Source organism: Paraburkholderia sp. GAS38 (genome assembly GCF_050434965.1).
GTDB lineage: Bacteria > Pseudomonadota > Gammaproteobacteria > Burkholderiales > Burkholderiaceae > Paraburkholderia > Paraburkholderia phenazinium_A.
The window spans coordinates 179,879-192,635 of record NZ_JBNDJO010000002.1; the positions used below are offsets into that span (position 1 = coordinate 179,879).

Sequence of the window (12,757 nt, forward strand, 5' to 3'; positions counted from 1 at the left end):
CTTTACCTGCGCTGTCTCGATGGCCCGATAATAGGAACCCCACGCCGCACGGCCGAGTGCGATGTCCAACTCCTTGTCAGAAAGTCGATACGATGGACGAGACCGCTTACGAACCCGCTCGCGAGACCGCACCGGATACGGCACACGCGGCCCAGCATCTGGCGCGCAATCTGGTGGCGTTACGGCATGCCCGCGCGCTCACGCAGGAGGGGCTCGCCAAAGCGTCGGGCGTGCCGCGTTCGACGGTCGCGAATCTGGAGTCGGGCGAGGGCAATCCGTCGCTGGCGGTGCTGATGAAGGTGGCGGGTGCGCTCGGCGCGCCGCTCGACGAGTTGCTCGCCTCGCCGCGCGCCAAGGTGCGCAAATGGTCCGTCGACGATATCTCCGCGCAAAATCGCGGCAATGGTTTGACGATCCGTCCGCTGGTCCCGGAGCCGATGCCGGACGGCATCCTCGAGACGATGGCTTTCGCACCGGGCGCCTATATGCGCGGCACGCCGCATCTGCCCGGCACGCGCGAGTATTTCACCTGCATGGAAGGGCGAGTCGCGATTTTCGTGGCGGGAGAACGGCACGGACTGACGACGGGCGACGTGCTCGCGTTTCCGGGGCATGTGCCGCATTCGTATCGCAATGAGGATATGCAGAGCGGGGCGCTGGGGGTGTCGATCGTGGTGCTGGCGAAGGCGGGTGTATAGCCGCACTCAAGCTTGCCGCCCAGGCTTTAATACCTCGGAGCAAGCTCAGTCGCAATAACAGGTGGTGGCACGTTGCGCGGATCGCGCACCGCGACGGCCACGCAGCTTAGTGTTTGCGCCGTATCCGGTCGAGCATGTGATGCTCGGACAACCAGTGGTGCATCATCCCTTCACCGTTGTGTTCGTGCCGGTAGGTCCGCGATTCGAAAATCGACAGGCCGATCAGCACGAGCAGGCCCACGCCGAGCCCGATGAAACCCGCGATCGATTCGGTGTCCATGGCAGCCTCCTTCGACGATTGCAGCCATGCGTACATAGTAGTTCAGACTCCGCGAAATGGGGCATGCGGCACACATCGCAACGTGGCGCGGAAAGAATGCGGCGCTGCAGCGGCCGGCCCTTTGCAGGTAGACTCTCGGCGCGCCAGCATTAATTATTTTAGAGAGTCTATGAATCGCGCCCTTTTGCTTGTCCTTGCTGCGGTGGCCCTTGCGGGCTGCTCGAACGATCCCGCTTCCGGTCATCACGGTCCGCCCCCGAAAGATCCGCCTGACTACCACGGCGTACCCACCGACGACCGTCCGCCGTCCATGCTGGACACGCCGGATACGGTGCAAACTGCGCCGCAGCAGGCCGCGCCGCAATAGCGTACGGCTGGGTGGAGGGGGCCGGCAGCGCCCTGGGATGCCTGTGCAGGCATCAGGCATCATGCGTTATGGGTCGCTGCCGGAGAAAAGAGGAGGCGAAGCGCCGGCGCGGGCACGCCGACACTTCTGACCCGCGCAGACTGTTCGCGCGGAGAGCGCGGGCTGACCCCATTCTAGGGTGCGCGGCCCGCGCGATATGTATGCGCTTGTTTCAACCCGTAACCGGAATACGCAGCGCCGAGCGCCTTGGGCACGCGAGCGCGAGCGGCTAGATCAACCGCGTTCCTGCACGCAGACCCACGGCGACACCACCACCGCCCAGAGTTCCGGATCGCGCGCGGCGAAATCGGCGGCGGTCTCGGCCTGGATGCGCTCCAGCAGTCCCGATGCGAGCCACTGGGTGACCTGCGTAGTATCGTCGCTGGCGATGGCCTCGGCGACGCTCACCAGATCCAGGTCACGTGCGACGTGCAGCAGGATGCCGCGGGCAAAGAAGCGCTCGAGCTCCGGCCAGCCGATTTGCGCGGTTTCCGCAAGCAGCGAGAGGTAGAGCGGACTGTGGGCGGCTTCGTTCGAGGTCATCGGAGTAGAGGGTGGCTGATCGGCGGCCGTTACTATAAACCATCGGAGCGCGGCCGCCATGGCTGCCGCGGGTTCCGGTACGCTTGCGATTTTGCGCCTGATTGGCGCGCGGTTTTTGTTTTTACCTTACCGGACCGTGATGGTCTTTGGGGCGGCACGCGCCGGCACCGAACAGGAACAACTTTTTCATGTCGCTCACTTCTTCAACGCCGGCCGCCGGCGTTCACACCGTCGCCGACGCGACCCTCGCACGCGAAGACGTGCAGCAACTGATCGGCGCCCACCGCCAGCCGCTGCGCTTCGAAGACTGCGACTTCGAGGGCGCGGACCTGTCGCGGCTCGATCTGCGCAGCGCCGAATTTCATCGTTGCAGCATCGTCGAGACATCATTTTTCGGCGCCGCGTTGACGCAAACTCGCTGGCTGCGCTGCCGCGCACGGCAGGCGGATTTTGCCTCCGCAGACCTCGTCGATGCCGTGTTTCAGTCCAGCGATCTCAACAACACGAGCTGGCGTCGTGCCAAGCTTGCCTCGGTCAGTTACAGCGGTTGCAAGCTGACCGGCGCGAACTTCGAGGATTGCAGCGCGCTCGGTCTGAGCTTTGCCGAAACGCTGCTGATCGGCGCGTATCTGCGTGGCCTGTCGTTTCGCAAGGCCACGCTGCAGGAACTGGATTTTTCCGATGCCGATCTGGCCGGCGCCGATTTTCGCGAGGCGATCTTCGAAGGCGGCAGTCTCAAGGACGCGAGCCTCAAGGGCGCCCGCTTCGACGGCGCCGACCTGCGCCTCGCCGATCTGAGCGGCGTGCGGCTCGTCGACGCGGGACTCTTCAAGGGCGCGACGATTTCGCATCAGCAAGCCGCCGTGCTGGTGACGGAACTAGGTTTGCGCGTCCTCTGAGGCGACCGCAACAGGCCAGCGAACGATGCCCGGCGCCGGGCGTCATTCGAGGCGAGCTGTAATCCCGGCGCGAGTCGATCTCGAATGTGCGGAAGCGCTCAATCAGCGGTTTATCTCGACATATTTAACAGATAAAATGCTCCGCACGATGCGAATAAATCCAAAAAATCTGATGATAGTCGGTTCTGGCATCCAGATGACTTTGCGATTTAATCCACTGAAGGGTGCGCTTTCGCACTAAAGCCGACAGGTCGCAGTAATCAGAATTGGCGCGTTTTAACATTTAACGTTTCTAGCTGGTCAGGCTGAACTTTCGTGCCGGGAGATTGCCTTTTGTGCCCTGCCCAGTAAGGGTTTGACGTTATTCGGTCGATGCCTTTCGTGGCCCGTTCGCGGCCACCGCCCCGTTTCATTCGACTCGTTTTATTCGATTTATCTCATTATTTACGTTCACGGAATGCGTACTCCGTGCGCAGAGTCACACTGTCTGTCAAATTAATTGATTGCGCGGACTGCATTGCGTTGATAGATTCCGTGTTGGCGCATGGTGAACCGGTCCTTTACCGATATGCGCCGAACCCCCGTTAGCCCGGCCCTCGAGCCGGGCTTTTTTTCGTGTGATTATGGAAATTGCATTCGATGCGGCTAATTCGCTTTAATTGACATTCAGCGCGAGTTTCCACGCAATCTGTCCGATGTTACTGCTTGCAGCGGACCACCATCGAACGGTTCTTGACGTTCGCACCGAAGATGCCGCCGACGGTCCCGCCGGAAGTCGCGCCATTGTCGACGTCTTTCGAGATCACGTCGTAGCCGTACGCACCGCACACTTCGCCTGCGCGTTTGTAGCATTCGGCCCAACTCTCGCTCGCATCGCTGCCGCTGCAATTGATGGCAAAGCCGGTGTCGCCACTGGGAAGGTAGGTCATTTTGGTCGAACTGGCGCAGCCGCCGAGGCTCGCGAGCGTCAGGGCGGCGCAGCTCGTCACCACGGCGACGGCCGTTGCGGTCCAGCCAGATTTCATCGGAGGCTCCTCACAGGTGGGGTGGCGGACCCGGCGGTTCGCCGGGTCCATTTCAGATGGAGCGTCGCACGGGAGCCGAGGTTCCCGTGCGCGCAGTCCAAACCACTGGAGACGCAATTAGCGTGCCGGTAGCGCGCGCGACGGGTCGATCGAGCGGCCCTGATAGCGCAATTCGAAGTGGAGCATCACGCGGTCCGTGTCGGTGTCGCCCATTTCGGCGATCTTCTCGCCTTGCGTGACGCTCTGGCCTTCCTTCACGAGCAGCACGCGGTTATGCGCATACGCGGTCAGATAGTCGGCATTGTGCTTGATGATCAGCAGGTTGCCGTAGCCGCGCAGACCATTGCCGGCATACACCACGGTCCCGGCGGCGGCCGCGACGACCGGGGTGCCGGCGGCAGCGGAGATGTCGAGGCCTTTCGAGCTCGAACCGTCGAAGCGGCGGATCACCGTGCCGTTGGCCGGCCAGATCAGCGAGATCGAGGTGGCGGGCGTTGGGGACGGCGACACGTCGTCCGGCGCGCTACGCGGTGCTGGCGCGGCCGCGGCGCCGCCACGGCTGCTGCTGCGCGCGCCGCTGCTCGCCGTCGCCGACGTGATTGGCGCCGAACTGCCGGGGGGCGCCACGCGCAGCACCTGGCCGACCTCGATGCTGTCCGGATTCGCCAGATTGTTCCAGCGCACGATGCTCTGGACCGACTGCCGGCTGCTGCGGGCGATCTTCGACAAGGTATCGCCCCGTTCGACGCGATAGAACCCCGGACCGACTGGTGCAGACCCGCACGCGGCGAGTACTGCGAGCAACGACACGCACGCGAGCCGTTTCATTCTTCTTGTTCCCAACATTGGACCTCGCAAAGCGCTGCCGCGCGCCGATCCCGATCACGCGACAGGTGGGCAAAAACGTCCGATTCTAACGGTTTTGCAGCGCAACACGCGAAACGGAATGGCGCCGCGCGGATGGTACGGCGGGCACACAAAAGCCGCACCGCCGTGGGCGGCGGGCTTTATGCGTGGCGAATCAGCGCAGCGCGCCGACGGTGATGCGCAGCGCGGCTGTCTCTGTCTGGCCCGGTTCGAGCCAGCGCAGGCCGAGGCCGTTGTGGATCGCATCGGGCAGGCCGAGCCAGGGTTCGATGCAATAGAAGTCCGACCCGGCCGCCTCGGTCCACGTCGTGACCGCGTACCAGGGCACGGAGCCCGGTCGTTGCAGGTCGATCGTGATGGTGCGGTTCAGGCCGGGTGCGACGAGCTTGAACGGCTGGTCCGGCACGCCGTCGAGACAGTGGAAGCGGTCGAGAATGCCTGCCTCGTCGAGCGTGTAGCGCGGCTCGCCAGGCTCGGCGGCGCTGATCGAACCGTCGGCCTGCTGGTAGCGTCGCACGGTGCGCGGCAGTTCCAGCACGGTCTCGCCGCGTTGCGTGTGGGGCAGCGAGAAGTAGAAGTGATGGCCGGCGTAGTAGGGCAGCGCCGCGCTGCCGGTGTTGACGGTCGTGAGTTCGACGTCGAGCGTGTGATCGTCGGTAAGGCGGTAGGCCGCTTCGAAGCGGAAGCCGAACGGGTAGCCCGTGCGGGTGGCGTCGCTGTCGGTGAGCGTCATGCGCAGCGTGGCGCTTGCACCGGGCCCGGTGGCGGCCGTGGCAGCCGTTGCGGCAGGTTCGAAGCTCGCGGCGAACGGCAGGTCGCGCGCGAAGCCGTGCATCGGCAGATCGCGCACCGTGCCGGCGGCGTCGCGCCAGCGGCCGATCTGGCCGTCGACGCGATGGCGTCCGAGAAACGGGAACAGCAGCGGATTGCCGCCGCGGATTTTGGTGGGATGGTCCCAGTCGGCCACGTCGGGCCAGTGGATCACCGGCTGGCCGTCGATATGCCACGACAGTAGCCGGCCGCCGGTTTGCGGCGCGAAGCGCAAGAGCGATGCGCCTTGTGCGATCTCGATGATGTCCTGATGCTGGAATTGGGCCATGTTCGACGGTCTGGTTGGAAGCGGTGGATTCATTGCGCGGCGCCAAAAGGGCGCCGCGAGGCCGATTTTGCGCTGCTTTGGGCTACGGGGAAACCCTTCTCGGGCAATTACGGGTTCGCGCCGCCGGCAAGGGTGACGATAATTCGTCTGACCGCCCGGCCGTTTAAAGCGCCGGGCCTGACTGGCTCCCGGAGGCGTCATGGATCTCGCAATGGCAATGGGCGTGGCCCTGTTCGGCATGTTTGCCGTCAGCACGGTGTACTTCTTTTACCAGCTCGGACGCTGAGCGCCGCTGTCCTGATACCTGCCGCGCCGCCGCCTGCGACGCGAGTCTCTCCCGTTCGTCACCTCGCATAGCTTGGCCGCCCGGGCGGCCCAGATGGCTTGCTACGGCGTAACAACCGTTTCGAGTTGTGACGCAATGCCGCAAAATTTCCCCAAACGTGGCTCAAACGCTTGGCGCTGACATAGCGGCCAGGCATAATCGGTGCGCTTCCAGGCGTCGGCTGCAGTCAGCCGGCGTGCTGTTCCTTGATTCTTCACTCACTAAAAGGACCGCCGCGTGAGCTTGTCGTTTCTGATTTTTCTGAGCGTGCTGCAAGGCGTCACGGAACTGTTCCCCGTCAGCAGCCTCGGTCACACCCTGCTCGTGCCCGCGCTGTTCGGCATGCATATTGACGAGCACGCGCCGCAGTTGCTGCCGTTCCTCGTCGCGCTGCATCTCGGCACGGCGCTCGCGCTGCTGTGGTACTTCCGCAAGCGCTGGATCGCGCTGATCGGCGGCTTCTTCGCCTCGTTCGGTGGCCGCCGCAACGACGACAGCCACATGATGTGGGCGTTGATCATCGGCACGATACCGGCGGGTCTCGTCGGTCTGGTGCTGGAAAAGCGCCTCGAGCGGCTGTTCCACGATCTGCGCATCGTGGCGATCGCGTTGATCGTCAATGGCGTGCTGTTGTGGTTCGGTGACCGCCTGCAACGCGCGCGTGCCCATCAGGCGCCGGAGAAGCTGACCTTTCGCCAGGCGTTCTTTGTCGGGCTGGCGCAGATCGGTGCGCTGATTCCGGGCTTTTCGCGCAGCGGCTTGACGATGATCGCCGGCGGTGCGGCCGGTCTCAGCGCGGAAAAGGCGGCGGAGTTTTCGTTCCTGCTCGGCACGCCGATCATTTTCGCGGCGGGCATCCTCGAGCTGCCGAAGCTGTTTCATGCGCCGGGCCAGCTCGGCGACGCGCTGCTCGGCGGCGTGTTGACCGCGATTGCCGCGTATCTCAGCGTGCGCTTCCTGATGCGCTTTTTCGAAGGACGCGGGCGCCTCGCGAGCTTCGGCGTGTACTGCGTGATCGCGGGTATCGTTTGTCTCGGCTGGTTCATGCTGCACGCGCAACCGGTCTGAGCGCACAGCGGCGATGATGCGGGGAGGGGCGCGGCAGCCGGACGGGGCCGCGCTGGCCTGTGTGGCCGGTTCGGTTATAATCCGGCCCCTGTCTCGCTGTTGAGGCTTGCCGGATGGCTGACATGCGGTACTGGTCGGGCTGTCGTGCGACAGCGGCCGGGTAGCCGGCAGCGGCCGTCCCACACGGCCGCTTATTGATCGGCCGAGGCGTTTAGTGGCCGGTCGGTTAAAATTTCAGCGGCGCCTCGTATTTTCCGCCCTTAGCTCAGACGGATAGAGCAACGGCCTTCTAAGCCGTAGGTCACACGTTCGAATCGTGTAGGGCGGGCCACCCATCCCCAGTCGCAGAGATTGCACTGCGGCGATTCAATCGTCATCTCCCTCGCCAATCGCGCGGCGCGACACTCGCGCAAGTCTGCGCAATCAGGAAAGAAACGGAAATTTATCGGACATCAACCTATCTGGAATGCGGTGAGATTATGCGGCTCTCGCCATATGACCGGACCGGCCATTGTCAACCGCAAAATCAGCACTCCTGTCTCTCACGCCCGCATGCGTCGATGAGCGCCGCGCCGTTGCCAGGTTTGTGCCCAACGACCCGCTCCCCGAACTCTCCGTGCACGGCTGCGTCGTCTTCTACGCCGGCAAGCCGATCCATGAAGCGGCCTCGCCCGACGCTGCCGTGGTCTACCGCGATCGTCTGATCAATCTGTACACGTGACGCAGTGCTCCGCTGCCTTACCGTGCCTTCCTGAAGCTCAAGCTTGCAGCGGCGTCGACGTTATCCCGTGTGTCACCCTACACCGGAGGCTCATATGTCGGCAGCAACGCTTGATCAGATTGCACAGAAAGTGCGTATCAACCCGATCGTGATTGTCATTGGCAGCGGCGAGGCTACGCGCTCTTTGCGTTACCGCGGCAAACATACGCTGCACGCGGTACTGGGTTTTCTGCGCAACCAGCGCGAATCGCGCGCGCTCGTGTACAGCCACAGGACGAACGGACAGATGTTATGGATCGACGTCCAGACCGGGGTCTTTTGCGACCTGCACTAGCAGCGTAAGCCGCGCGCCTTTAACAGCAGGACTGCGAACCGTTAACGCGCCGGCCGCTCCCGCTTGACCCAGGCTTGCACCGACGCTCGTTGCCACTGATGCGTCGCGTAGTCGGCGAGCCGTTGCGGCACCGCATCGCCGTTCAGCACCAGACGGTTGAGCATGAGCGCGAGATCCACGTCGGCAATACACCACTCGCCGAAGAGATTCGGCGAGCCGCTCGCAAGCAGCGCCTCGGCCGCAGCGAACAGCTTGCCGGCGGCCGTGCGAGCCGCATCGGAAAGCGGGGTGTCGCAAGGCCCGTAGAACAGCACTTCCGTCGAACGTTCCTGGCGGATCGGCATGAGATCGCTGCGCAGCCAGGCCTGCACCTGGCGCGCCCGCGCGCGCTGGCGCCGATCGGCCGGATACAGGGGCGTGCCTTGAAACGCCTCGTCGAGATATTCCGTGATCGCCGACGACTCCGATAGCATGAAGTCGTCGTGGACCAGCATCGGCACGCGCTGCGTCAGCGACGGCGCGGCGAAGTCGGGTGCGCGATTGGCCTGGCAGGCGAGGTCGACGGTCGAAAGCTCGAACGGCAAGCCTTTTTCATGCAAGGCGACGAAGACCGACATCGCATACGGGCTCGCGAATTGCGCGTCTGTGTAGAGCCGAAGATTCGTGGATGACACGGGGTTGTCCTCTGCGGGGAGTGGAGCGTGGGAAATCAGGCGGACTGCTCGCGCACCAGCTCGCGATGCGTCAGGTAGAGACGCAGGTCGAACTCGGTCTGATGGTAGCCCGGCTGCATGAACTCGCAAAGCCGGTAGAAGGCCTTGTTGTGGTCGTTTTCTTTCAGATGCGCGAGTTCGTGCACGACAATCATCTGCAGAAACTCGGGCGCGCCTTCCTTGAACAGCGAAGCAATGCGAATCTCTTTCTTCGCCTTCAGCTTGCCGCCCTGGACCCGCGAGATGGTCGTATGGAGTCCCAGGGCGTGCCGCAGGACGTCGAGCTTGCTGTCGTAGATGACCTTGTCGATGGCGGGGCCGCTGCGCAGGAATTCGCGCTTCAGGTCGGCGACGTATTCGTACAGCGCGCGGTCCGTTTGCACCGTGTGCCGCTGGGGATATTTGTCGGCGAGGTAGGCGCCCAGTTGCTGTTCGGCGATCAGCCGGCGAACCTTGTCCTGGAGCGCGGCCGGATAGGCGCTAAGGTATTTCAGATGCTGCATGGCGGGGTCGCGGGTTCGGTTGGCGTGGCGAATGCGGCGGCCCGACACTCCTCGATCAGGTCGCGAAACGTCGTGGCATTGCGCGTGTTGCTCGCGTTGCCCGCTGCGTCGTCGTCCGCGGCGCTTTCCGACAGGCCGCCCAGGCCGACGATCACCGTCGCCGGCATAGGTTGATTGCGGATGCGCCGGAGCAGGTTGCGCAGATACGGCGGCGACTCGGCGGCGTCGAGCGTCACCACGCAGAGAATCGTCGCGCTGTCCGCTTCCCGCGTTTCGCTGCGCGTGCTGCGGAATTGCTCGTAGGTCGTCGCGACCGTCGTGATGTTTTGCCGGCCGAGCAGTTGCACGGCAATTGCCGCCGCCACTTCATCGAACGCGCCGCGTCCCGAGATGCACAGCACCGTGGCCGTGTCCGCGCCGTGCGCCTGCTGCGGGTCCGGCTTTTCAGCGCCGCCGTAATGCGGCTCGGTACGGCCGTGAGCGTGCGCGGCGTCGTTCGTCTCCGGTGTCCCGGTCGTCCCGATCCCGTCCGGCAGGCCGTCTACCGTTTCGAGGTTCTCGATGATGTCGATCACCGCCTCGTTGAAACGCATCAGTTGTTCCGCGGTCAGCACGCCGCGCAGCGCGTCGTTGCGGGCGAGTCGCAGCCCTTCCAGCGCCACCTGATCGTAGTAGTCGAGCACCGACATCTCGCCGAGCAGCCGGTCGGCCTGCACGATGGCTTCATGCGGATCGTCCGCCAGCAGCCGCTGATAGAACGTCTGCGCCGGTGTCAGGGCCGGCTGGTCGCCGAGCAGGATGGTCAGGAAGTTGAGCCGGTCGGCATAGCGGCCGAGCGTGACGAGGCACAGCGTCAAAGGCGTCGACAGCACGAGCCCGACGGGCCCCCACAGCCAGCTCCAGAAGATCGCAGCCACCACCACGGCGAGCGGCGAGAGGCCCGAGCGGCGGCCGTACAGGTACGGTTCGGCCACCTGGCCGGCCACCAGATCGACGACCACGAACAGGACCAGCGTCCACACGGCCATGGTCCACTGCGGCTGGATGGCGGCGGCGAGACACACCGCCAGCAAGGCGGCAATCCAGATGCCGATATACGGCACGAAGCGCAGCAGCGCGGCGACCACGCCGAACAGCAGTGCGCCCGGCACGCCGATGCCCGCGAGACCGATGGCGAGCACCCCGCCCACGCTGAGATTCAGGCCCAGTTGCGCGACGAAATAGCGGCTCAGACGGCTCGCGGCGTCGTTGATGGCGGTGGTGGTACGGTGCAGGTCGCGCGAGCCGAACAGGCTGATCAGGCGGTCGCGCAGATCTTCGCGTTGCAGCAGGATAAAAATGGTCACGACCAGCACGATGAAGGTCGTCTCCAGCGGTGCGATGACCGGCGAAAACGCCCGTTGGGCCAGTTGCATCGGCGTGAGGGCCGGCTCGTGCACTTCGACCGGCATGGGCGCCGGCGGGGCGTTGCGGTTCGCTTTGCCGAAACTGCGCGGCGCCGCCGGGCGCGACGGCGCGACCCGTTGCAGCGTCAGCGCGGCGCGGCCCAGCAGGACATCGGCCCGGCCGACGGTCTTTTCCTGCACGGTCTCGATCTTGCGTTCGATAGCGACCTGATATTGCGGCAGATCGGCGGCGAGCTGGACGATTTGCGCCGTGATGAGCGCGCCTGCGCCGAGCACGATGGCGAGCGCGAAGAATACCGCAATGAAAATCGACGGCAACTGCCCCATGCGCAAGCGCCGCAGCGCCGCTACCAGCGGCGCGAGCAGGAAGCTGAGCAGCACCGACAGCGTGATCGGAATCAGCACGGCGCGGCCGAAATACAGCCCGCACACCACGACGACGCCGGTGATCACCGACGCGAGGCCGTGCAGGCTGGGCGAGCCCGGCGGATACACGCGGTTTGACCGCCCGTGGGGCGGCAACGGAAGTTTCATTTTGGCGACATTCTGGTTGGCGGGACGGGGACAGCATCCCCAGGGCTCCGAGGATACAACTGCAGAGCATAGCAATCCACACGCCCGGGGCGCAGTTTCGGGCGCAAGCCGCTGGGGGCGGCTCCTGAGGCCCGGCTTTCAGGGCAGGGAATGCGCTAGCCCGTTTGCGTTCTGGGGGCGGTACTCACGGCGTGCCGTTACGGCAATAGGCGAGAAAGCCCGGCCGATCCGTCAGCCGCTGGAAATAGTCTGACACCGCGGGAAAGTGTGGATGGTCCAGCGGGGTACTGAACCAGCGGTTGAGCGACAGGCCGATCGGGATATCCGCGAGCGAGAAATCCCTCCCGGCGATGAACGCGCCCGTCGCTTCGAGCTGCCTGTCCAGCATGCCGATATGCCGCGTCCAATTCGCGGACGATGCCTTGATCGCTTCGTCATCCTGATGAACCGGTGATTTTCTGACGAGCGCAAGGAAAGCGTAGCTCCACGAGCGGTTCAGTTCCGAGGCTTGCCAGTCGATCCACTGATCGACACGCGCCCGCGCTTGCGGATCTGCCGGGTAAAGCCGCGCGCCGCCGTAACGGGACGCGAGGTAGCGAATGATCGAATTGGATTCCCAGAGCACGAAGTCGCCGTCCTTGATGACGGGCACGGTGGCATTGGGATTGAGCGCGAGAAAGTCCGCGGTTTCGGTTGACCTGAAACCGGCGCCCCAGTCTTCCTGTTCAAACGGCAGTTGCAACTCCGCGCAGGTCCAGAGCACCTTGCGGACGTTGATCGACGTGATTTTTCCGAGTAGTTGCAGCATGCGCAGTCCAGTGGGTGGCGGCATGCGTCATTCTAGGGGAGCGAGGCGAGAGCGGACAGATACAGTTTGGGGAGGGGCGGGCGGTGCACTCAAACCGCCCGCGTGGGGATGCGGACTACACGGGCCGCCTGCTTCGGCAATCAGCCGTTGATCAGCAGATAGCAGCCGCCGACCAGCAGCACAAACGACGCAAGCAACGTGACGGTGCCCATGCGCGTGACGAGGCTCGGCCACTTCGGGCGAGGCAGGGCCTCGATGCTGACGATGCTCGGCACGGGCGCCGGGTCGCGCCGCACGAAGAACGGCACCAGCGCGATGCAGAAGAGCGCGAGCGTAAACGAGAAAAACTTGAGAGCGAAGGAGAGATCCATGACGGCGGCGGAATAGTGTGGGCGCATAGGCTTTGCGCTAAACAGCCAATCTTATGAATTCGTGGAGACGACGACTATGAGACGAGTCCGAAATCGTCGGGCACATGCTATGCTTTTCAGGTCCAGATCACGAACTGCTTCGTGACCGCCCGAACGA

The 12,757-nt window shown here is 64.1% G+C and carries 16 protein-coding genes and 1 tRNA gene; 7 read left to right on the plus strand and 10 right to left on the minus strand.

Going from position 1 to position 12,757, the window contains the following annotated elements:
* Nucleotides 1–92 precede the first annotated feature (92 nt).
* Nucleotides 93–698, plus strand: a complete 606-nt coding sequence (locus P3T42_RS05020; protein WP_429305332.1) for an XRE family transcriptional regulator — start codon at nt 93–95, stop codon at nt 696–698.
* A 106-nt stretch (nt 699–804) separates the two neighbouring features.
* Here P3T42_RS05020 and P3T42_RS05025 read toward each other — a convergent pair whose 3' ends face one another.
* On the minus strand, nt 805–978 hold the full coding sequence (locus P3T42_RS05025; protein ID WP_171991714.1) for a hypothetical protein: 174 nt from the start codon (nt 976–978) through the stop codon (nt 805–807).
* Between the two features lie 169 nt (nt 979–1,147).
* Between P3T42_RS05025 and P3T42_RS05030 the strand changes: the two genes are divergently transcribed.
* On the plus strand, nt 1,148–1,345 hold the full coding sequence (locus tag P3T42_RS05030) for a hypothetical protein (protein ID WP_429305333.1): 198 nt from the start codon (nt 1,148–1,150) through the stop codon (nt 1,343–1,345).
* A gap of 273 nt (nt 1,346–1,618) precedes the next feature.
* On the opposite strand, the gene P3T42_RS05035 is transcribed toward P3T42_RS05030, so the two are convergent.
* The gene (locus tag P3T42_RS05035; protein ID WP_074300216.1) at nt 1,619–1,927 is read right to left on the minus strand and encodes a DUF2288 domain-containing protein; all 309 of its coding nucleotides are present in this window, start codon (nt 1,925–1,927) and stop codon (nt 1,619–1,621) included.
* Nucleotides 1,928–2,115: 188 nt separating this feature from the next.
* On the opposite strand from P3T42_RS05035, the gene P3T42_RS05040 reads away from it, so the two are divergent.
* Complete coding sequence (locus P3T42_RS05040) at nt 2,116–2,826, plus strand: pentapeptide repeat-containing protein (protein ID WP_074300215.1); 711 nt, start codon at nt 2,116–2,118, stop codon at nt 2,824–2,826.
* Nucleotides 2,827–3,524: 698 nt separating this feature from the next.
* On the opposite strand, the gene P3T42_RS05045 is transcribed toward P3T42_RS05040, so the two are convergent.
* From P3T42_RS05045 to P3T42_RS05055, 3 genes are all read right to left on the minus strand, one after another.
* Nucleotides 3,525–3,851: a hypothetical protein gene (locus tag P3T42_RS05045; RefSeq protein ID WP_074300214.1), complete on the minus strand. Its 327-nt coding sequence runs from the start codon at nt 3,849–3,851 to the stop codon at nt 3,525–3,527.
* Between the two features lie 117 nt (nt 3,852–3,968).
* Complete coding sequence (locus P3T42_RS05050; RefSeq protein WP_429305334.1) at nt 3,969–4,697, minus strand: peptidoglycan DD-metalloendopeptidase family protein; 729 nt, start codon at nt 4,695–4,697, stop codon at nt 3,969–3,971.
* 175 nt (nt 4,698–4,872) lie between these two features.
* Nucleotides 4,873–5,817 carry an aldose epimerase gene (locus tag P3T42_RS05055; protein WP_429305335.1) on the minus strand — a complete coding sequence of 315 codons (945 nt, stop codon included), beginning with the start codon at nt 5,815–5,817 and terminating at the stop codon, nt 4,873–4,875.
* Between the two features lie 562 nt (nt 5,818–6,379).
* On the opposite strand from P3T42_RS05055, the gene P3T42_RS05060 reads away from it, so the two are divergent.
* From P3T42_RS05060 to P3T42_RS05075, 4 genes are all read left to right on the plus strand, one after another.
* Nucleotides 6,380–7,210, plus strand: coding sequence for an undecaprenyl-diphosphate phosphatase (locus P3T42_RS05060; RefSeq protein WP_074300211.1), 831 nt, complete (start codon nt 6,380–6,382; stop codon nt 7,208–7,210).
* A gap of 254 nt (nt 7,211–7,464) precedes the next feature.
* Nucleotides 7,465–7,541: transfer RNA gene (locus P3T42_RS05065), tRNA-Arg, on the plus strand.
* Between the two features lie 180 nt (nt 7,542–7,721).
* Nucleotides 7,722–7,931 carry a hypothetical protein gene (locus tag P3T42_RS05070; RefSeq protein ID WP_143788456.1) on the plus strand — a complete coding sequence of 70 codons (210 nt, stop codon included), beginning with the start codon at nt 7,722–7,724 and terminating at the stop codon, nt 7,929–7,931.
* Between the two features lie 94 nt (nt 7,932–8,025).
* Nucleotides 8,026–8,265 (plus strand): hypothetical protein, encoded by a 240-nt coding sequence (locus P3T42_RS05075; protein WP_074300210.1) that lies wholly within the window; start codon nt 8,026–8,028, stop codon nt 8,263–8,265.
* 41 nt (nt 8,266–8,306) lie between these two features.
* Here the strand turns inward: P3T42_RS05075 and yfcF are convergent, their stop codons facing one another.
* The 5 genes from yfcF to P3T42_RS05100 all read right to left on the minus strand — a co-directional run bounded on the left by yfcF (nt 8,307) and on the right by P3T42_RS05100 (nt 12,600).
* On the minus strand, nt 8,307–8,939 hold the full coding sequence (gene yfcF, locus P3T42_RS05080) for a glutathione transferase (protein WP_429305336.1): 633 nt from the start codon (nt 8,937–8,939) through the stop codon (nt 8,307–8,309).
* A 35-nt stretch (nt 8,940–8,974) separates the two neighbouring features.
* A complete protein-coding gene (locus tag P3T42_RS05085; protein WP_074300208.1) occupies nt 8,975–9,481 on the minus strand; it encodes a YgjP-like metallopeptidase domain-containing protein in 507 nt (168 codons plus the stop codon).
* Nucleotides 9,469–11,421, minus strand: a complete 1,953-nt coding sequence (locus P3T42_RS05090; RefSeq protein WP_429305337.1) for an AI-2E family transporter — start codon at nt 11,419–11,421, stop codon at nt 9,469–9,471. Before P3T42_RS05090 ends, P3T42_RS05085 begins: the two co-directional genes overlap by 13 nt.
* Nucleotides 11,422–11,605: 184 nt before the next feature.
* Nucleotides 11,606–12,229: a glutathione S-transferase family protein gene (locus tag P3T42_RS05095; RefSeq protein WP_429305338.1), complete on the minus strand. Its 624-nt coding sequence runs from the start codon at nt 12,227–12,229 to the stop codon at nt 11,606–11,608.
* A gap of 140 nt (nt 12,230–12,369) precedes the next feature.
* Nucleotides 12,370–12,600: a hypothetical protein gene (locus P3T42_RS05100; RefSeq protein WP_074300205.1), complete on the minus strand. Its 231-nt coding sequence runs from the start codon at nt 12,598–12,600 to the stop codon at nt 12,370–12,372.
* Nucleotides 12,601–12,757: the final 157 nt, after the last annotated feature.